The organism is Bradyrhizobium sp. RD5-C2 (genome assembly GCF_019972155.1).
Lineage (GTDB): Bacteria > Pseudomonadota > Alphaproteobacteria > Rhizobiales > Xanthobacteraceae > Bradyrhizobium.
Window position 1 is genome coordinate 122,979 of sequence record NZ_BOVL01000067.1, and the last position, 19,324, is coordinate 142,302.

Sequence of the window (19,324 nt, forward strand, 5' to 3'; positions counted from 1 at the left end):
GCAGCTCCAGCATGTCCGCCGCTGACATCCTGCCGTTCGTCCGCGCCTGGGTGCGTAATCCGTTGCGTGTCGCCGCGGTCGCGCCGTCGGGGCCCGCGGTCTCGTCGCTCATGGCGCAGGAAATCACCGCGGACACCGGCCCCGTGCTCGAGCTCGGCCCCGGCACGGGCGTCTTCACCCGCGCGTTGCTGAAGCGTGGCGTGAGGCAGCAGGATCTCACGCTCGTGGAGTACGGCTCCGAGTTCATCCCGCTGCTGCAGCGGCGCTTCCCGGGCGCGCGGGTGTTCTGGATGGACGCGGCCTGGCTGCGCAGGGAGAGCCTGTTCGACGGGGCGCCGGTCGGTGCGGTCGTAAGCGGCCTCGGGCTTCTCATGATGCCGCCGGAGAAGGTCATCACCATCCTGCACGGCGCCTTCGGCTATCTCCGCGCTGGCGGCGCGTTCTACCAGATCACCTATGGCCCGCGGTGTCCTGTCGCAGACGCGATCCTGGATCGTCTCGATCTGCAGGCGAGCTGCATCGGGCAGACGTTCCTCAACCTGCCGCCGGCTTCCGTGTACCGGATCAGCCGCCGCCACACCCACGCTTGATCGAGGCGCCATGGACACGTCGAGCACGATCGCGATGTTTCTGCACTTCGGCCTGGTGGGCGTTGGCTGCCTCGCCGTCGCCGAGAAATTCATTCCGCTGCTGCCGTCCTACGTGCTGCTGATGCTGCTCGGCTTGACGATCTCCGACGGCTCGATGCTCGCAATGACCATCCTCGCGACCAGCGTCGGGTCCGTCGTCGGTGCCATCGGTTGGTACGGGCTCGGGCGCGCGCTCGGCTCGCGGCGCATCGAGGGGCTGGTGGCGCGCTATGGCAAGTTCGTGTTGCTGCGGCCTTCGCTCTATCGACAGCTCACCGACGCCTATCGCGGCAATCATTTCTGGGTGACGCTGATCGGTCAGAACTTGCCTACCGTGCGGATTTACCTCGCTCTCCCAGCCGGTGTGTTGCACCTGGAGCCGCGCGCCTTCGTGATGGCGACGGCGATCGGGACCCTGATCTGGAACATGCCGTTCCTCACACTTGGCTATGTCCTGCGCGGCAGCGGCCAAGATCCGATCAGCCTCGGCTTCTGGGTGGTGGTCATCCTGATCGCCGTGGAGGTCGCGCTGTTCCTGGGATTTCGCTTCTACAAGCGCTCGCTCGCGCCGCGGCCTTTGGCAAAACCGCTCGCGCTACCCTCACGCTTGCCGGTGGAGGAAGGCGTATGAGAACCCTGTTGTCCCGCCTGCGGCCGGGCTCGGATACGCTCGAGCGCGCCGCCGCGACGCTGCTGGTCCTGGCCGCAAGCTATCAGTTCGGTCACGCGGCTTCCGGCGGGCGATATCGTGCCGCCGAGTTCGCGCTGCTGGTGCTTATCGCAGGCATCTATTGGCACCGATCGATCTTCCGGCGATGCGCCAGCCGCGATGTTACGAAGGTTCTTGCGGGATTGGTCGAAGCCATGGCGGCGGCGTTTCGGCCGGACGGCAAGGTCGACTCCCAACTTGCGATGCATGGGGCTGGCAATCACACGCCTCGGGATGTCGTCAAGGTCAGGAGCCTGTTCGTCTCCGAAGTCCATCTCGGAACTAGGGGATGCCAGGCCGAGCGGTTGATCGACTTCCTTCGTCACCATGATGCCGAAACCGTATTCCTGGTCGGCGACATCGTCGACGGCTGGTGTCTGCGCTCGAGCTGGTACTGGCCCACGGCGCATAATGCGGTTGCGCGGGAGCTGATCGAGCTCGCGCAACGAGGCTGTCGCCTGGTCTACATTCCCGGAAATCACGACGAGTTCCTGCGTGACTATGCCGGTGCGGCGTTCGGCGGCGTCGAGATTGTCGATCGGGCGATCCATCGTGGCCTCGACGGACGCGACTATCTCGTCGTTCACGGCGATCATTTCGATCTCGTGGTGCGGCATGCGCGCTGGCTCGCGCTGATCGGCGATGCCGGCTATCGGGCTGCGCTCGCCTGCAATATCTGGCTCAACTGGATCAGGCGCCGATTTGGGTTCGGCTACTGGTCGTTCTCCTCCTGGGTGAAATTGCGGGTCAAGAATGCGGTCAACCACATCGGCCGGTCCGAGGAGGTGCTGGCGTCGGAGGCCGCGCGCAGCAACGTTCAGGGCGTGATCTGCGGCCACATCCATCACGCGGCGCTGCACGACGATTTCGGCGTCCGCTACATCAACACCGGGGATTGGGTGGAGTCGTGCACGGGCGTGGTCGAGCGCTATGACGGGCAGTTTGAAATCGTCCGATGGACGGAGGCGCGAACGACGCTGGATGCGGCGGAGCTTGTGCCGCTCGCGCAGGCGGCGGCCTGATGCGCGTGCTGGTGGCAACCGACGCCTGGCGGCCGCAGATCAACGGTGTGGTCCGCTCGCTCGAATATCTCGCCAGTGAAGCGCCGTCGCTCGGCGCCCAGATCAGCTTCTTGACGCCGGCCGATTTCCGTACCGTGCCGCTGCCCGGCTATCCCGAAATCCGGCTCGCGCTGCCGACGATCGGACAGATCGCGCGTGCCATCGCGGCTGCGCGCCCGGACTCGGTGCACATCGCGACCGAAGGTCCGATCGGCTGGATCAGCCGACACGTCTGCCAGACCCGCGGCTATCCGTTCACGACCAGCTATCACACGCGCTTTCCCGAATATCTCGCCGCGCGGCTGCCGGTCCCGCTGCGGTGGAGCTACGCGGCGTTGCGCCGTTTCCATAATAGCGGAGACGGCATCATGGTCGGCTCGGCGTCGCTCGAGCAGGCGCTGAAGGCCCATGGCTTCCGCAAATTGATGCCATGGTCGCGCGGCGTCGATGCCGAGCTGTTTTGTCCGCGTGCCGAGCGGCCGCTCGCCTTCCCGGCGCCGGTGTTCCTCTATGTCGGCCGCGTTGCGGTCGAGAAGAACCTCGATGCCTTTCTCGGTCTCGACCTGCCGGGCTCGAAAGTCGTGGTCGGGGACGGGCCGCAGCGCAGCACATTGCAGGCCCGGTTTCCGCAGGTCCATTTTCTCGGCACGCGGACCGGCCGCGCGCTCGCCGATGTCTATGCATCCGCCGACGTCATGGTGTTTCCAAGTCTGACCGATACGTTCGGGATGGTGATCCTCGAGGCGCTGGCCAGCGGCCTGCCGGTTGCGGCCTTTCCGGTGATGGGGCCGCTCGACGTGATCGGCAAGTCAGGCTGCGGTTGTCTCGATCATGATCTGCGCCGCGCGGCGCTCGGCGCGCTGCAGGTGCCGCGCGAGAAATGCCGCGCCCACGCCCTGACCTTCACCTGGCAGGAAAGCGTGCGTCAGTTCCTCGACAATATCGGGCGGGCGCACGCCTCACCGGCGCGCGCCGCCGTAGCGGGAGGATGAGGCCGGTTTCCGGGCCTACTGGTTACCCAGCAATTCGGTGATCAGCCCGGCTGCCTTGATCCCGGTCCCGCTGATGATGACGACGGTGCGCTCTGCCGGCCGGATCGCGCCGCGCTCCTTCAGGACGTCGAGTGCGGCGGCGGCCGAGGCCGAGGTCGGCTCGACGAACAGGCCCGTATGCGCCATCCGCTTCAATGCGGCGACGATGCCGTCTTCGGGAATCGCGACCGTGCCGCCGCCGCTCTCCTTCAGCGCCGCGATCATCTGCTTGAGGCGCAGCGGATGCTTGATCGCGGTACCCTCGGCGATGGTCTTGCGGACCGCGCGATCGACCGGCGTGTCGAGGCCGGCGGCGAAGCTGGCATCGACCGGCGAGCAATTGAGTGGTTGCGCGGCAAACAGCCGCGGCAGCTTCTTGATCTGACCGGCCGCAAGCAGCTCCTTGAAGCCGATATGGCAGCCGAGCAGGCTGCTGCCGGCGCCGACCGGCATGATGACATTGTCCGGCGCGGTGAAGCCGAAGTCCTCCCAGATCTCGTAGGCCAGCGACTTGGTGCCCTGCAGGAAGAATGGCTGCCAGTTGTGGCTGGAGTAGAAGGTCTGCTTCGACTGGCGGATCGCTTCCGCCTCGGATTCCTCGCGCGGGCCCTCGACCAGTTGCACCTCGGCGCCGAAGGCGTGCATCTGCGCCACCTTCATCGGCGATGTCGTCGCCGGCGCAAGGATCCTGACCCGCATGCCGCCCGCCGCGCCATAGGCCGAGACCGACGCGCCGCCATTGCCGGAAGAGTCCTCCAGCACCGCGTCGACGCCGAGCTGGCGCAGGAAAGACAGCATCACGGTGGTGCCGCGATCCTTGAAGCTTGCGGTCGGGTTGAACCATTCGAGCTTGAAATGCGGCCGCAGATCGCCCCACGGCTTCTCGACCGCGGGCGTGCAGCCTTCGCCCATCGTGATCGGCTGCCTGATCTCGACCGGCAGCGCCGCGCGGTAGCGCCACAGCGAGCGCGTCCCGCGGTCGACCTCGTCGCGGGAGATGCCGGGCAGCGGTGTGACGAGCAGCGGCTTGCCCTCGTCGGAGCACCAGCGCGGAACATCCAGCGGATAGAGCTTTCCGTTGAGCGGGTCGATATAACCAGGTGAAGGCATCTCTATTCAGTCCTCAAGGCACGGTCCGGTCGGACATTTCGCGACCGAGCACGAAAGCCGGCAAGGTCGCAAGGCTGTCACGAACCATGATCGGGGCGGGCGCCCCTTCCGGCAGGTTCATTTCGGCCCGATTATGCCACCAAGTCGGCAACTGCACACGTGCCGTACCGAACAGATCATAGCCCGATCCCGCGACGAACAGGCATCGATTGGCCGGGACCGGCAATTCGTCGAGGGCGAGCTGATAGGGTTGCGGCTGCGGCTTGTAATAGCCGGCGCGTTCGGCCGTCACGAACACGGTGAGGGGAACGCCGAGGCGATCGGCGGCGATGCGGCCGAGTCGCTCCGAGCAGTTGGTCACGACGCCGAGCGCGACGCCGGCCTCGTGCAGCGTTTGCAGGACATCGAAAACCTCGGGCCAGGGATCGAGCTTAGCATAGCTTGCGCCGAGCTCCTCGGCCAATTCGAACGGCAGCCCGACATTGCGCGCAGCCTCGCCCACCAGATCCTCATAGGGACGATAGCGTCCGGTGGCATAGGTGTTCCTGAGATACTCGGCACGCCAGCGCAGCCCGGCTTCGTCGGAGCCCGCCACCTTGTTCCAGAGTGTCCAGCTGTCGAGCAGCGCGGTCAGCAGATCGAACAGAACGGCGTCATAGGCTCGGGTCATGGGCTGTGCTCCGTTTCCTACCATCCGCGAAACCGCTCCCATTGCCGGACCGAGCCGGAGCCGGCGGCGACGACATGGTAGCGGTCGTGCTGGGCTCCGGTCGCGCAGGCATGGTTCGGCAGGATCCGCACCTTCGTGCCGATCGGCAGCGTCACCTGCGGCGCGGTGCTGCCGGGACGGAGCGCGATGATGCCGTGCTCCTGATTGGTTTCGGTCACGATCAAATCGGGATAGGGCCGTCCATCGATATCGCAGACGATGCCGTAGCCCTGGTCGATCGGCTGCTTCGCGGTGCCGCGATCGCGCGACAGCGCCATCCAGCCCGCATCGATGAAGGTCCAGCCGCGATCGGCGCGATGGCCGATCACCGTCGTCAGCACCGACAGCGCAATGTCCTCGACCGTACAGACCCCGATCCCGGCCATGACAAGGTCGAACATCACGAACACGCCGGCGCGCACCTCGGTGACGCCATCGAGCCGGCACGCGAAATGCGCGGTCGGCGTCGAGCCGACGCTGACCGCGGGGCAGGGCAGTCCGGCCGCGCGCAATGCCTCGGCGCAGGCGACCGCGGCGGCACGCTCCTGTTCGGCCGCCTGCTCGAGCGCCGCTACGCTGCGGCAGGAATAGGATTCGCCGGCATGCGCCATCACGCCGCGCAGTTCAGCGCCGCCTTGATGCAGCGCGCGGCCGATCTCGACCAGCTGCGGCTCGTGCGCGCCGACACCGGCGCGATGGCCGTCGCAATCGATCTCGATCAGCACGGGAATGCGATCGTTCGTCATGCGCGCCATCGTGGTGACGGCCGCCGCCTGCTCAGGGCTGTCGAGCACCACAGAGAGGTCCACGCCCTGCCGCCGCAGCGCGGCGACGCGATCAAGCTTTTGCGGCGCGATGCCGACGGCATAGAGGATGTCTTTCACGCCTGCCGCAGCAAACACCTCGGCTTCCTGGAGGGTCGAGACCGCCGCCGGGCCGCCTGGGCCGTCCATGACGGCGCGCGCCGCCGGAATGGATTTCGCGGTCTTCAGATGCGGGCGCAGCGGCACGCCAAGCCGCGACAGCCGCGTCTTCAGGCGGGCGATATTGTGCAGCATCCGGTCTTCGTCGAGGACGAGGCAGGGTGTCTCGATATCGGCAAGCGGATGCGGGGCGTTCAAAACAGGGGCTGCTGACATCCGGCGAGACTAGCCGTTTCCATGCTAAGTACAATTTACCGAATGTCATTCTTGGATTAAGTCTGGACTTAATGCTCTCCACCGACGACATCCGCTTCTTCCTGGCCATCGCTGCGGCCCGGTCGCTCGCGGCCGCGGCCCGAGCGCTCGACGTGACGCCTTCAGCCGTCTCGCAGCGGCTGCAGAGCCTCGAGCAGCGCCTGGGCGTTCAACTGGTCAGCCGTTCGGCCCGGCGGCTGACATTGACCGATGAGGGCGAGCTGCTGGTGCTGCGCGGCGGCACGCTGCTCGACGAGGCGACGGAGTTGACGGAAGCGCTGCAGGCGCGGCGCGGAACCATCGCCGGCCACCTGAAAATTCTTGCGCCGCTCGGCTTCGGACGCCGCTACGTCGCCCCGGTCGTTGCTGCCTTCCGGTCCCGGCATCCCGATGTGTCGGTCGAGCTCGAACTGTCCGATCGGCCGGCGCGTGCCGCCGCGAGCGCGTGGGATGTCATGATCCATATCGGGGCGCTGAAGGATTCCACGCTTCGCTTGCTGCGCCTTGCGCCCAATGAACGCTTTCTTTGCGCCGCACCGGCCTATCTGAAGCGCAAGGGAATGCCGGCGAGCCCGCAGGATCTGCGCGGGCATCAATGCATCGCGTTGCGCGAGAACGAGGAGGACGTCACGCTCTGGCGCTTCTCGCGAAGGCGCGCGGCGTCGGAGCCTGACGTCGTCAGGATCGAGCCGATGCTGTCGAGCAATGACGGCGAGGTGGTGAAGGCCTGGGCGCTCATGGATCACGGCCTGATCGTGAGGTCGGAGTGGGATGTCGCCGAGGACCTCGCCGGTGGCCGGCTGGTGCGTGTGCTGCCGAACTTCCGCCTGCCGCCGGCCGACATCGTTGCGCTGCTCAATCCGGGCCGCGGCGGGCGGGCTAGGCGCACGCAGGCTTTTGTCGAGCATCTGCGCGCCGCCCTTACGCCGCCGCCCTGGCGCAGCAGGCCGCGCTGACGGACGGCGCGATCGCTTATGCCGCGCCGGCCTGCCTGCTCAGATAGCTCCTTGCAAAATCGAGATACCAGTCGAGGCAGCCGGGATTGGCCATCGCGTCGCGGTTGATGACTTTCTCGACGGGGTGGCCGAGCAACAGCTTCTTGACCGGCAGCTCCTGCTTCTTGCCGGACAGCGTGCGCGGAATTTCCGCCACCACGAAGATGTCGCTGGGCAGGAAGCGGCGCGACAGCCCGGCCTCAACCGCCTTGTTGATCTTCGCCTTCATCGCAGCATCGAGGGCAACGCCCTCGCGCAGCACCACGAACAGCGGCATGTAGCTGTCACGGCCGAGGTATTCGAGATCGACGACCATCGAATCCAGCACCTCCGGCAGCGCCTCGATCGCCGAATAGAGCTCGCTGGTGCCCATCCGCAAGCCATGGCGGTTGATGGTGGCGTCGCTGCGGCCGTAGATCACGCAGGAGCCGTCGGGGTTGATCTTGAGCCAGTCGCCATGCCGCCACACCGGGCCGCGGCCACTTCCGTCGAAATTGTCGGGATAGGTCTCGAAATAGCTCGACAGATAACGCGCATTGCCGGGATCGTTCCAGAAGCGCAGCGGCATCGAGGGCAGCGGCTCGGTGCAGACGAGCTCGCCGACCTCGTCGATCACGGCGCGGCCCTGCTCGTCGAAGGCTTCCACCGCACAGCCGAGCAGCCGGCACTGCATGATGCCCGGCGTCTGCGGCAGCTCGCGGTTGCCGCCAATGAAGGCGCCCGCGAAGTCGGTGCCGCCGGAGATGTTGGCCCACCAGATGTCGGCCTGCGCGGCGTTGCCGTTGCGCTTCGAAAGCGCGGCGAAGCGTTCGTTGAACCAGGCCTGCGTGTCGGCACTGAGCGGCGAGCCGGTCGAGCCGAGTGTGCGCAGGCCCGAGAGGTCGCCGACACCTGCGAGATCGATCTCGGCCTTGGTGCAATTGGCGAAGAACGCCGCGCCGGCGCCGAAGAAGGTCGCCTTGGCGTCGGCGACGAAGCGCCACAGCGTGGTCCAGTCCGGCTTGTCCTTGGTGCCGCCAGGGCTGCCGTCGAAGATGCAGCAGGTCGTGCCGTTGAGCAGGCCGTTGGCCTGGCAATTCCACATGATCCAGCCGGTCGACGAGTACCAGTGGAAGCGTTCGCCGAACGAGTTTTGCTGATAGCTGCAGCCGATGTCGTTGTGCAGGGTCGAGAGCGGCAGCGCCACGACGATCACGCCGCCATGGCTGTGCAGGATCGGCTTCGGCAATCCCGTGGTGCCCGAGGAATAGACGATCCAGAGCGGATGATGGAACGGCAGCCATTCCGGCTCGAAGGCGTCGATCTCCACGCTCTGGCCCGCAAGGATGGACGACAATCGGGTCTCTGACGGCGCGGCGTCGCTGTGCAGGATGACATGCTCGACCGTCGGCAGTGCGCGCCGCAATTCCTCGATCACACCTTGCCGGTCATGACGCCGGCCCGCATAGGTCACGGCGTCGCAGGCGATCAGCACCGTCGGCTCGATCTGCTTGAAGCGGTCGATCACCGCAGGCGCCGCCATGTCGGGCGCGCAGACGCTCCAGATCGCACCCAGGCTCGCGGTCGCCAGAAACGCGATGATCGTCTCGGGGATGTTCGGCAGATAGGCCGCAACGCGATCGCCGGCGCGGACGCCCTTGGCCTTTAGGTGCAGCGCCAGCGCCGCCGATTTGCGCTGCAGCTCCGGCCAGCTCATCTCCGACAACTTGCCATCCTCGCCGCTCGAGATCAGGGCCGGCAGGCCGGCGGCATGCGCCGGCGCGACATGGCGAAAGACCTGACGCGCATAATTCACCGAAGCGCCGGGAAACCACACCGCGCCCGGCATCTTGCGCTCGGCCAGCACTGCCGCATGCGGCGTCGGCGAGCGCAGGTCGAAATAGTCCCAGACGCTCTGCCAGAAGGCGTCGATATCGGTGACCGACCAGCGCCGCATCGCCTCGAAATCCGCAAACGCAAGGCCGCGCGTCTCCTTCAGCCAGTCGCGGTACAGGGCCATTTGCGGGACGTAAGGTGCGGTCATGGGCGTTTCCGGAATCTCTTGTGTTGTGGCATGCGCGATCGAGGCAAGCCTTCGTGTCTTAACATAGTGATGCGAGCACGGGGAACGCAGTCGCGGTCGCGGCTTGCGTCATATTCTTACCGCCGCCGTAGCGTGCTATTGCGTTGGGTGCGGGGCTGATTCCATGCCTATCCGATAGCGAGCGGCCATGTCCGTCGGCGAACTTTTCATCCTCGGCTTCCACGGCAAGGTCATCCCGTCCTGGCTGAGGGAATTTGCTGCGCGGTTCGGGCTCGGCGGGGTGATCCTGTTCGATTACTCGTGCCAGACCCGGCAATACGACAACAACGTCGCCTCGCCCGCGCAGCTGCGGTCGCTCTGCGCCGAGATCGCAGCGCTGCCGTCGCAGCCGCTGGTCTTCATTGATCAGGAGGGCGGTCTGGTGCGCCGGCTCAAGGACGGGCTGGGTTTTCAGCCGCTGCCGAGCGCGAAGGATTTCAATCGGCTCGCACATGCGGACAAGCAGGCGATCCTGGCCGCAAGCTATGGCGAGCTGCGCCGGCTTGGCATCAGCTACAATTTCGCGCCCGTCATCGACGTGGATTACAATTCCGACAATCCCAACATCGGCAGGATCAAGCGGTCCTATTCGTCCGAGATCGGCGAGGTCGAGGCCAACGCCCGCCTGGTCGACGCTGCGGCGCGGCAGGCAGGCGTCGGTCTTTGCCTGAAGCATTTTCCGGGCATCGGCGGGGCGCATGTCGATTCACACCTGGAGTTCATGGACATTTCCGATGCGCTGCGGCCGGAGCAGGAAGATCTGTTCTACTCGTTGGCCCCGGATATCTTCGGCGATGCGGTGCTGGTCAGTCACGCCATTGTCCGCCAGTGGGACGCGCAGCATCCGATGACCCTGTCGGCGGCGGGGATCGGCCGGCTTCGCCGCCGGCTGCCCGAGACGCTGCTGATCACCGACGACATGCAGATGCAGGGTCTGCAAAAGGCGCTCGGCACGAGCGCGGCCAGCTTGCAGGCGATCGCCGCCGGCATGGACATGATCTGCATCGGCAACAATCTGTTCGATGAGGAGCAGGCGATGGCCGGCATCGCCGCCGCGGTCGCGGGTGCGCTGCAGGACGGATCGCTGGATCAGGCCAAGGTGAGCCGATCCATTGCGCGGGTGCAAAAGCGCAAGGCACTGCTCGCCTGATCGCATTGAACCAAATTTTGCGCCGGGCGACCACAAGGAACGGAACCAAACTTCATTGCCGCGATTTAACAACGACGCTCATCGGGGCTAACAACCATGAAGATGCTCAAGCGTCTCTTCCGATTGACCTGGCTACGCCGCGTTCCACGCAACTCAGCAGAATTTCCGCCTGCCGGCATCGATCCCGACGAATTCAGCCGCCTGCTTTGCAGCGGGCGCGCCGAGGATTTGCGGATACTGGCCAAGCGGCTGAGCCAGCGCTCGCGGGCCCACGCCTAGGCAGTGGATCAGGTCGAATGATGAGCCGGTTCTGACTGAGCCAGAACCGGCAGGTCCGAAGCGCGGTCTAGTTCTGCCCCCAGGCAGCTAATGCCGTGGCGAAAGCGGAATCTCCTGCCGATCCTTTTTCGACTGCGAGGATCGAGCGATGCTGATTGCCGTCAACGATCGCGATATCGAACCAAGGTCGCTCCTTGAGCGCCTGGAGGTTGCGCTGCCGGTCCGCCTGGCCATTCGATAGGCCGATCATGAACATGTTGTCGGTGACCCTGGCGGAAATGCCGGCGAGCGCAGTACCGCGTCCCTGCTCGGTCGATTTCGTCAGAATCCCCGCGACGTTGTTGATGCGCTGCCCGATGAATCCAGGGACCGGCACGAATGTCAGTTCAATCAGATGGCTGGCCGGAAGAGCCTTGTCAGTGTTGCGTTTGAGCGTCAGCGTCATCTTGAAGCGCTTCGGGATATCGACGTCGGCGAGCACGATCGTTTCATCGGGTGCACCAGCCGATTTGATCGTATCGGTGTGCCAGACGACCGAACCGAGAAGCTTCCGGCCATACGGATCGCTCGTATCCTCCTCGAACAGCACGGCCCAGGCGGCGGATTGCTCTGTGTCGTCCGCAGCGGCATGTACTCTGCCCGGATGGATGGCAATCGATGCCAGCAAGGCAAGCGCAAAGGCCAGTCGGCCGCGCAGTCGGCACCTGTGGGGTGCGCTTAGGCCGTGCTCGGTTGTTGTCATGACTGGACTTCCGTCGCCGCGATGGCCTTCTCTACCGAAGCGTGAAAAGTCCGGCAAGCGCACTTGGACCTGATTGGTTACTGCTTCGCCTTCTCGTGATTGCCGATCCCGACCGCCTTGTAGTCGTAGGTCGGATAGAACTCGGTGTGATAGGCGCCCCAGGCACTGTTCTCGACGACGCGATTGACCTCGCGCAATCGCGAGGCCGGCAGCCGCAGGGTCACCACCTGGCCGACCCCCATCATCACATACCAGCTCACGACCTCGACACCTTCGGGCGGAAACGCCCTGTAGAAGCCCTGCCGCTCGAGTTGCGCATTCAACTCGCTGAGCGGGCGCGACTGATCATGCTTGAAGAAGATGGTGACCATGATCGCGTTGTCTGACGTTGGCGCTGCATTGCCGGTCGGCGTGGTCTGGGCCCGCGCGCCGGTGCCGGACAGCAGTGCTGCGGCCAGCGCCGCAATCGCCATCCAGGATTCTTTCCGCCCGTTCCGCCCTCGCTTCATTGTCGCGCCCTTTTGTTGTTGATCGAGAGGCGGCGATCATCGCGGCGCATGCCGGGGCTGTAAATTGACATTCGCCTGACCCGCGGGGCCTGGAGCATTTTCGGTTCTGATAGAATCAGAACCGAAGCTCCAGTTTGTTGTTTTGCCGCGTTTTCTTCACCCGAACCGGCGTCCACTTCGCTCGAAAACGCTCTAGGCCGATGTGATCCGTCTCATACGCGCGTCGCCCGGCATGCGGTAAGCCGGTGCGATCCCGATGCCCGGAGGGCTGGTCGATGACGACCCGGCGAATGGCGTATTGGTGGCTCAGGTTCGTCCTTTCGGGACGCTTCCTGGAGAAGTTCCTTCGGCTCCGGCGACCTTGATGTCCGAGGGGCGGCGCGAATCCTGCCCATTTCGACCTGAGCCCAGCGGGCGGATGTGGGTGCGGATGCGCCCGGGAGCGCCCTGGAAGGTAAAGCCCCACCTGCGCGATCATCGGAATGAGGCGCCTCGGTGTCCCGTAAGAATACCGTCCTTCCGATCAAACAAGGGAGATTCGTTGCCAAATCAGCGGTAATCTGCGCCTGCTTGGCAGGTCGGGGTCCGAGGTCACAGTTGCGTCACCCGTAGTTTTACGGAGCCTCGTGTTAACGCGGCCACAAGTTCACCTTCGGTAAACCATACTTATGACGCAACATGACAATCGAGCCGAGGCCCGCCTTCCCACATGGATGGGCGGAACCGCGACGCTGGAGGCACAGCCGCCCGAGCTTCAGGGAGCCGCTGCGCCGCGAGCGCAGGTGACCGCGGACGCCGGTGCGGCGATCGTCCGGCAGTTCAACGGGCCGGTGACGGCGCTGCTCCTCTATATGAACGAGCTCAAACAGCACAGTCAGCAGTTCGCGCATGCGCCCGGCAACGGCGTCTATCTGCGGCAGGTGATCGAGAACGCGCTCGAGCAGACCGAGCGGGTGTCCGCGATGCTGAAGCAGATCTCCGATCTCTATCCGAATGCGCTTCCGGCCACCGATCTCAGACCGCCGCTCGACGACAAGCCGGCTGGTGCCCGATCGCCCGACGTCATGTTCACGCCGGAGGCGGGCCGCAAGCCGCTGACCAAGCGCGAGCGTGAGGTGCTCAGCCTGATCAGCGACGGCTATTCCAACAAGCAGGGCGCGTTGCGGATGAATATCAGTCCGCGCACGTTCGAGAGCCATCGCGCCGAGGCCATGCGCAAACTCGGCGCGCGCAACACCGCAGATCTGGTCCGCAAGGCCTTGTTGCATTCCGCATAGAGCGGTTTCAGCGAGGCCTGCCCCGCACTTGATGCGGGGTGGGTACCGGTTAGCGCAAGGAAAATGCGTCGAAACCAAAGTTCAGAGCCCGTTCCGATTCCGTCGGAGCGGGGTCTGAGCGATGAAGCGGTTCGCGGTTCTCAGAAATCGTCTTCCGCGGCGAAGCACAGGCGCGGCGCGGGCCGCGCGGCGGAGGCGGCTGTCTTCGGCTCGTCCGGAACGATCGTGACCACCCATGCCGCCGTCGCGCCGGACTTGCTCTCGACGATCGCGCGCACACGTCCCGTCACTGTCGCGCCCGCGGACCTGACGGTGGCGGGCCGGCCGTTGAACTGGGCCATGCGGAAGCGCCGGGCTTCCTTCCGGTCGGTCGTCTCGTACGTGAACATCGGCTCCCCCGTGCGTCGACGCAACTTTGCGGATGCAGCGTTATCCGACGGTGAAAATCGTACGCCGTAGAAGTACGGCTTGCGGGCCCGTCAGAGCGTTTTCGAGCGAAGTGGACGCCGTTTCGCGTGAAGAAAACGCGTCAAGAATAGCAAGGTCTAGCCGCCGGCTTCCTGGCAACTCAGCAGCCTCGCATATTGCGCCTTGACCGTGGCGTAGCACTCGCACGCGGTTCTGATCAGTCCATCCGCATTGGTGATCTCGATGTGGCCGCGGCTGTAGTGGATGAAATTGGCCTGTTGCAGGGTATGCGCGACCAGCGACACGCTGTTGCGGCGCGCGCCGATCATCTGGGCCATTGCCTCCTGCGTCAGGGCGATCTTGTTGCTGCCGGAAAGGTCGCGCGTGTGCAGCAGGCATCGCGCCAGCCGCGACTCCACGGTGTGCGCGGCATTGCAGCCGGCGGTCTGCTGGATCTGGGCATAGACGGCGAGACCGTGCCGAATCAGCATCGCTCGCAGAGACGGACTCTCGCCGGCGGCCGCCCGCAAGGCTTCGACCTCGATCGTCGAAGCGACGCCCGGCACCAGCACGACGGCGCTGTTCAGCGTGGGGGCTTCACCAAGCCCCGCGAACGCACCGTAGATGCTGCCGCGGCCGACCATCGCGATCTGCACGCAGACGCCCCTTGCCAGCCTGACCACCAGCGAGATCACCCCCTTGTGCGGCATGTATGTCCGCTTGAGCACCTCGTCGGTCTCGATCAGGACTGAATCGGCGGCGAGGTCAATCGTCCGCAAATAGGGCCGGATCAGCCCAAAATCGCTCTCCGAGAGCGAAGCCAGAAATCCGTTGGGCGGTCGCGGAACCGTATCCAAAGCAACCTCCTGCCTCCCGGCAAAGCTTGTCTCTGGTCATCAGGGCTAATGCGTGCAGTTGGGTCGTTCTACAACTTATTCTGGCACGTCTTGGTTCCAATGGAAACATATCTTGGTTCCATTAGGAACAGCTATCGCCACAGGATCGCGTTTGTGTTGCTCGGCAAATCAGTTGAGCGTGCGCGCGGCCTCGATCAATCTTCCGGCCCGATCAATTGTTCGGCGTGCGCCTTGACGGTCGCATAACATTCACACGCCGCCTTCCGCAGGCCGTCGATATCGGTGATTTCGATATGGCCGCGGCTGTAGCGCAGGATACCGGCCTGCTGAAACCCGTGCGCGACGATCGAAACCGCATTGCGCCGCACACCGATCATCTGCGCCAGCATCTCCTGAGTCAGCGGCAAGGCTTCGCTGCCGCAGAGGTCGCGCGCGCGCAGCAGCCAGCGCGACAGTCGCGCCTCCACCGGATGCGACACATTGCAGGCGACGGATTGCTGGGTCTGCGCCATCAGCGCCTGCTCATAGAGAGCAACCAGGGTCCGGAACTGCGCGCTGCGATTGGCGGCCTCGCGGAAATCTTCCGCCCGCACCATCGATGCCGTGCCCGGCGCCACCACAATCGCGTCGGCGAGCAGCGGCCGCTCATGCAGGGCGGCGGATGCGCCGACGATGCCGTCACGACCGATGGTTGCAATCTCGACTGACTGCCCGTCAGACAGATTGACCATCATCGAGACCACGCCGCCGTGCGGGAAATAGACCCGCTGCACCGGCGCGCCGGCATCGGCGAGCACCGTTTCCTTGGTCAGGTCGACGGATTCCAGAAGGGGATGAAGTTGCGCGTATTCCGTGGAGGGAAGTGCTTGCAACAGGCGATTGGGCGGACGCGATACCGCGGACATTGGAGCTCCTGCCGAGGGCGGGAGCACTATGGTCTCGCATCACCTACTCTTGGCGTGTGGAGTGCGAACATAGCTTGCCTGTCCAATAGCACAAGGGTTGTGGTGCGAACCTTATACCCTCTAGGGGGCAGACGGTCGGCAATCGCATCGACTTGCGCGGCGTTCGAGGCGATTCGGATGCCGCACATCCCGGACGATACGGTTGCGACATTGTCTCGCATTTATTGATTTCCATTAACTCTAATGCCTGCTCAAGCGTGCGCCGTCGCAATTGCCATCGCGGATATTGAAGCCCGCGATGGGCAGCGCGAGCATGCGCCAAGTCCCGCAAATGCGAGGACTAATTCGCTGTCACGAGATTGATCCGGCGACGAACACGCGCCGCTCAGCCGGGCCTCTGCGCCGCGGTCCAAGAATTACCGGCAAAGCTATCCTGGGTATTTGTACGGAGCGGCCCTTTAACGAACGGGTAGCGCGGACCGACCAGTGTGGCACCGGTCGCCGTGCGAAATTTACGGCGTCGCGTCATTCGTGTTCATCCAGAAGGGTACCAGTATGTCCGGCATCGTCCTTTCGTCATCGGTCCGTCAGAACCTGCTTTCGCTGCAGTCGACGGCCGACCTGCTCGCCACCACGCAGAACCGCTTGTCCACCGGCAAGAAGGTCAACACCGCGCTCGACAATCCGACCAACTTCTTCACGGCGCAGTCGCTCGACAACCGCGCCAGCGACATCAACAATCTGCTGGATGGCATCGGCAACGGCGTGCAGGTGCTGCAGGCCGCCAACACCGGCATCACTTCGCTGCAGAAGCTGGTCGACAGCGCCAAGTCGGTCGCCAACCAGGCCCTGCAGGCAGCGGTCGGCTATTCCCAGAAGTCGCAGGTGACAACCGCCGTGGTCACCGGCGCCACCACCGACGATATCCGTGGCACCGCCACCTACAGCAATGCCATCCTCGCTGGCACGGCCGTCAATAACAATCTCACGACGCCCGCGGCAATCACCACCGCAACCAAGCTCGTCACTGCGACCAACTCCGATACCCTGGCGGCTACTCCGACCGGCACGATCAACGTCAACGGCAAGTCGATCACGTTCTCGACCTCGCAGACCACTTCGACGACCGATTCGTCCGGCAACGTCACCCTCGGCACGGGAGCTGGCAGCAACCTGACCGTCGGCGACCTGCTCACGGCGATCGACGGCATCACCGGCACGACCACCGCTTCCACCATTACGGCTGGTGCGCTCCAGATCAGCACGGGCGTGAACCAGGACCTCAACATCTCCGGCTCGGGCCTCGCCGCTTTCGGCCTTACCGCCGGAACCAAGGCACGCACCGTGGCAACGCCTTCGCCGCTGGATGGCTTGACGCTGACGATCGGCGCGACCGGCAACGGCAAGGCCACCAACATTACGTTCGGTAGCGGCGCGGGCCAGGTGAAGTCCCTCAACGACCTGAACAACGCTCTGTCGGCCAACAACCTGCAGGCGTCGCTCAGCGCAAGCGGTGCGCTCACCATCAGCACCACGAACGATGCTGCGTCTTCGACCATCGGCACGATCGGTGGCACGGCAGCTGCTTCCGGCAAGCTGTTCAACGGCCTCGCGGGCAGCGCCCCGGTGCAGGATCCGAATGGGTTGTCGAACCGCGCCAACCTGGTCAACCAGTACAACAACATCCTGGACCAGATCACCACGACCGCCCAGGACGCCTCGTACAACGGCATCAACCTGCTCAATGGCGATCAGCTCAAGCTGACCTTCAACGAGACGGGTTCCTCGACGCTGAAGATCCAGGGCGTTACCTTCGATGCCTCCGGCCTCAACCTCACCAAGCTGACCGCCGGCACGGACTTCATCGACAACGCTTCGGCCAACGCCACGCTGAAGACGCTCAACAGTGCGAGCGGCCTGCTGCGCACCCAGGCTTCGACCCTCGGTTCGAACCTGTCGATCGTGCAGATCCGCCAGGACTTCTCGAAGAACCTGATCAACGTGCTGCAGACCGGCTCGTCCAACCTGACGCTGGCCGACACCAACGAGGAAGCGGCCAACAGCCAGGCGCTGTCGACCCGCCAATCGATCGCGGTGTCCGCGCTGGCGCTGGCCAACCAGTCGCAGCAGAGCGTTCTGCAGCTGCTCCGCTAAGCGTAGCCGCGACAGACAACGACTATCGAGGCGGCGGAGGAAACTCCGCCGCCTTTGCTTTTGGGTTCGCTTAACCATCCCGTCGGTTTCAACTCATGTTCAACCCACGGGCGATCGCGTCCTGATGCAGGCGGATGTCATGACCGCCAGCGTTTCGCCGGATTTGACGGCCCCTCGATCTCATTTCGTTCAAATTGCGACGACAGGTGGAACGGGCTCTTTCCCGTTCGGGTGGTATGGGCCTGTTGCTGTGAAACCGGCTGTGATGTCGTGATGCGTCGTCCTTGAAAGGCTTCATCGTCCGTATTTGCACGGACGACGAAATTAACGTCGCCGTGAAGCCGGCCAAGTTATCGATGCGAGGCGAGCGTTCCGTAGCACCTTGAGGGGACCGATTCATGGACGATCTGTTGCGCGAGTTCCTGACGGAGAGCAGCGAGAGCCTGGATACGGTCGACAACCAGCTGGTGCAGTTCGAGCAGGATCCGAACAACGCGAAGATCCTGGACAACATTTTCCGCCTTGTGCACACGATCAAGGGCACCTGCGGCTTCCTCGGGCTGCCGCGGCTGGAAGCGCTGGCGCATGCCGGCGAGACCCTGATGGGCAAATTCCGCGACGGCATGCCGGTGAAAGCGGAAGCCGTGACGCTGATCCTGTCCTCGATCGACCGCATCAAGGAGATCCTCGGTGGGCTCGAGGCGACCGAGGCCGAGCCGGAGGGTAACGACCGCGATCTGATCGATCAGCTCGAGGCGATGGTCGAGCGCGGCATGGCCGCGATGGCTGCCGGCGAGACTGCTGCTGAAGATATGCCAGTCGTTGAATCTCCATCCGTGCAGGCGGCAATGACCGAAGGCACGCTGGTGGTGCAGACGCTGGAGCGTCCGCTGCGTCCGGGCGAGGTCTCGCTCGACGAGCTCGAGCGCGCCTTCCGCGAGACCGAGATTGAAGTGGCTGCATCCGCGCCGGTCGCCAAACCCGTCGCTGCTGCCCCCGCAGCCGAGCCGGCCGAGGCTGCGAAGAAGCCGGCCCGCAAGGCCGCCGCCGAGGATGTTGTCCAGGAAGGCGACAAGATCGCCAACCAGTCGATCCGGGTCAATGTCGATACCCTCGAACACCTCATGACCATGGTCTCCGAGCTGGTGCTGACCCGCAACCAGCTGCTCGAGATCTCCAGGCGCAACGAGGACACCGAGTTCAAGGTGCCGTTGCAGCGGCTCTCCAACGTCACCGCCGAGCTGCAGGAAGGCGTCATGAAGACGCGCATGCAGCCGATCGGCAATGCCTGGCAGAAGCTGCCGCGCATCGTCCGCGATCTCTCCGGCGAACTCGGCAAGCAGATCGAGCTGGAGATGCACGGCGCCGACACCGAGCTCGACCGCCAGGTGCTCGACCTGATCAAGGATCCGTTGACGCACATGGTGCGCAACTCGGCCGATCATGGCCTGGAGACCACCGCCGAGCGGGTCGCCAGCGGCAAGCCCGAGCAGGGCACCATTCGCCTGTCCGCCTATCACGAAGGCGGCCACATCATCATCTGCATCGCCGACAATGGC

19 protein-coding genes are annotated in these 19,324 nt (G+C 64.6%); 10 read left to right on the forward strand and 9 right to left on the reverse strand.

Annotation, left to right across the window (positions count from 1 at the left end; translation table 11 throughout):
• The first annotated feature begins 11 nt into the window (after nucleotides 1-11).
• Genes BraRD5C2_RS39170 through BraRD5C2_RS39185 form a run of 4 tightly spaced genes read left to right on the forward strand, consistent with a single transcriptional unit; the run spans nucleotide 12 to nucleotide 3,391 of the window.
• Nucleotides 12-590, forward strand: a complete 579-nt coding sequence (locus BraRD5C2_RS39170) for a class I SAM-dependent methyltransferase (RefSeq protein ID WP_223977824.1) — start codon at nucleotides 12-14, stop codon at nucleotides 588-590.
• Between the two features lie 10 nt (nucleotides 591-600).
• Nucleotides 601-1,260 carry a DedA family protein gene (locus BraRD5C2_RS39175; protein ID WP_223977827.1) on the forward strand — a complete coding sequence of 220 codons (660 nt, stop codon included), beginning with the start codon at nucleotides 601-603 and terminating at the stop codon, nucleotides 1,258-1,260.
• Nucleotides 1,257-2,360, forward strand: coding sequence for a UDP-2,3-diacylglucosamine diphosphatase (locus BraRD5C2_RS39180; protein WP_308444491.1), 1,104 nt, complete (start codon nucleotides 1,257-1,259; stop codon nucleotides 2,358-2,360). Before BraRD5C2_RS39175 ends, BraRD5C2_RS39180 begins: the two co-directional genes overlap by 4 nt.
• Nucleotides 2,360-3,391, forward strand: coding sequence for a glycosyltransferase family 4 protein (locus BraRD5C2_RS39185; protein WP_275945296.1), 1,032 nt, complete (start codon nucleotides 2,360-2,362; stop codon nucleotides 3,389-3,391). The genes BraRD5C2_RS39180 and BraRD5C2_RS39185 overlap by 1 nt, the downstream gene beginning before the upstream one ends.
• A 15-nt stretch (nucleotides 3,392-3,406) precedes the next feature.
• Here the strand turns inward: BraRD5C2_RS39185 and BraRD5C2_RS39190 are convergent, their stop codons facing one another.
• Genes BraRD5C2_RS39190 through BraRD5C2_RS39200 form a run of 3 tightly spaced genes read right to left on the reverse strand, consistent with a single transcriptional unit; the run spans nucleotide 3,407 to nucleotide 6,388 of the window.
• Nucleotides 3,407-4,540 carry a threonine synthase gene (locus BraRD5C2_RS39190; protein WP_223977830.1) on the reverse strand — a complete coding sequence of 378 codons (1,134 nt, stop codon included), beginning with the start codon at nucleotides 4,538-4,540 and terminating at the stop codon, nucleotides 3,407-3,409.
• 13 nt (nucleotides 4,541-4,553) lie between these two features.
• Nucleotides 4,554-5,210 carry an HAD-IA family hydrolase gene (locus tag BraRD5C2_RS39195; RefSeq protein WP_223977834.1) on the reverse strand — a complete coding sequence of 219 codons (657 nt, stop codon included), beginning with the start codon at nucleotides 5,208-5,210 and terminating at the stop codon, nucleotides 4,554-4,556.
• A gap of 17 nt (nucleotides 5,211-5,227) precedes the next feature.
• A complete protein-coding gene (locus BraRD5C2_RS39200) occupies nucleotides 5,228-6,388 on the reverse strand; it encodes a DSD1 family PLP-dependent enzyme (RefSeq protein WP_374708102.1) in 1,161 nt (386 codons plus the stop codon).
• Nucleotides 6,389-6,459: 71 nt separating this feature from the next.
• Between BraRD5C2_RS39200 and BraRD5C2_RS39205 the strand changes: the two genes are divergently transcribed.
• Entirely contained in the window at nucleotides 6,460-7,383 is a 924-nt protein-coding gene (locus BraRD5C2_RS39205) for a LysR substrate-binding domain-containing protein (RefSeq protein ID WP_223977841.1), read from the forward strand.
• A 16-nt stretch (nucleotides 7,384-7,399) separates the two neighbouring features.
• On the opposite strand, the gene BraRD5C2_RS39210 is transcribed toward BraRD5C2_RS39205, so the two are convergent.
• Nucleotides 7,400-9,445, reverse strand: coding sequence for an acetoacetate--CoA ligase (locus tag BraRD5C2_RS39210; RefSeq protein WP_223977844.1), 2,046 nt, complete (start codon nucleotides 9,443-9,445; stop codon nucleotides 7,400-7,402).
• Nucleotides 9,446-9,632: 187 nt separating this feature from the next.
• On the opposite strand from BraRD5C2_RS39210, the gene BraRD5C2_RS39215 reads away from it, so the two are divergent.
• Nucleotides 9,633-10,634 (forward strand): glycoside hydrolase family 3 N-terminal domain-containing protein, encoded by a 1,002-nt coding sequence (locus BraRD5C2_RS39215; protein WP_223977848.1) that lies wholly within the window; start codon nucleotides 9,633-9,635, stop codon nucleotides 10,632-10,634.
• 96 nt (nucleotides 10,635-10,730) lie between these two features.
• The gene (locus BraRD5C2_RS39220; RefSeq protein ID WP_223977851.1) at nucleotides 10,731-10,913 is read left to right on the forward strand and encodes a hypothetical protein; all 183 of its coding nucleotides are present in this window, start codon (nucleotides 10,731-10,733) and stop codon (nucleotides 10,911-10,913) included.
• A gap of 67 nt (nucleotides 10,914-10,980) precedes the next feature.
• Here the strand turns inward: BraRD5C2_RS39220 and BraRD5C2_RS39225 are convergent, their stop codons facing one another.
• The gene (locus tag BraRD5C2_RS39225; RefSeq protein WP_223977853.1) at nucleotides 10,981-11,655 is read right to left on the reverse strand and encodes a hypothetical protein; all 675 of its coding nucleotides are present in this window, start codon (nucleotides 11,653-11,655) and stop codon (nucleotides 10,981-10,983) included.
• A gap of 77 nt (nucleotides 11,656-11,732) precedes the next feature.
• Nucleotides 11,733-12,128 (reverse strand): hypothetical protein, encoded by a 396-nt coding sequence (locus BraRD5C2_RS39230; protein WP_223977855.1) that lies wholly within the window; start codon nucleotides 12,126-12,128, stop codon nucleotides 11,733-11,735.
• 704 nt (nucleotides 12,129-12,832) lie between these two features.
• On the opposite strand from BraRD5C2_RS39230, the gene BraRD5C2_RS39235 reads away from it, so the two are divergent.
• Nucleotides 12,833-13,441 (forward strand): helix-turn-helix domain-containing protein, encoded by a 609-nt coding sequence (locus tag BraRD5C2_RS39235; protein WP_308444492.1) that lies wholly within the window; start codon nucleotides 12,833-12,835, stop codon nucleotides 13,439-13,441.
• Nucleotides 13,442-13,581: 140 nt separating this feature from the next.
• On the opposite strand, the gene BraRD5C2_RS39240 is transcribed toward BraRD5C2_RS39235, so the two are convergent.
• The 3 genes from BraRD5C2_RS39240 to BraRD5C2_RS39250 form a co-directional block, all read right to left on the reverse strand.
• Nucleotides 13,582-13,830: a hypothetical protein gene (locus tag BraRD5C2_RS39240; protein ID WP_223977859.1), complete on the reverse strand. Its 249-nt coding sequence runs from the start codon at nucleotides 13,828-13,830 to the stop codon at nucleotides 13,582-13,584.
• 156 nt (nucleotides 13,831-13,986) lie between these two features.
• A complete protein-coding gene (locus BraRD5C2_RS39245; RefSeq protein WP_223977860.1) occupies nucleotides 13,987-14,706 on the reverse strand; it encodes a Crp/Fnr family transcriptional regulator in 720 nt (239 codons plus the stop codon).
• A gap of 194 nt (nucleotides 14,707-14,900) precedes the next feature.
• Nucleotides 14,901-15,611 carry a Crp/Fnr family transcriptional regulator gene (locus BraRD5C2_RS39250; protein ID WP_223977862.1) on the reverse strand — a complete coding sequence of 237 codons (711 nt, stop codon included), beginning with the start codon at nucleotides 15,609-15,611 and terminating at the stop codon, nucleotides 14,901-14,903.
• Between the two features lie 555 nt (nucleotides 15,612-16,166).
• Between BraRD5C2_RS39250 and BraRD5C2_RS39255 the strand changes: the two genes are divergently transcribed.
• Complete coding sequence (locus BraRD5C2_RS39255) at nucleotides 16,167-17,765, forward strand: flagellin N-terminal helical domain-containing protein (RefSeq protein WP_223977864.1); 1,599 nt, start codon at nucleotides 16,167-16,169, stop codon at nucleotides 17,763-17,765.
• A gap of 398 nt (nucleotides 17,766-18,163) precedes the next feature.
• Nucleotides 18,164-19,324 (forward strand): chemotaxis protein CheA (locus BraRD5C2_RS39260; protein WP_223977866.1); only part of this gene is annotated, 1,161 nt, incomplete at its 3' end.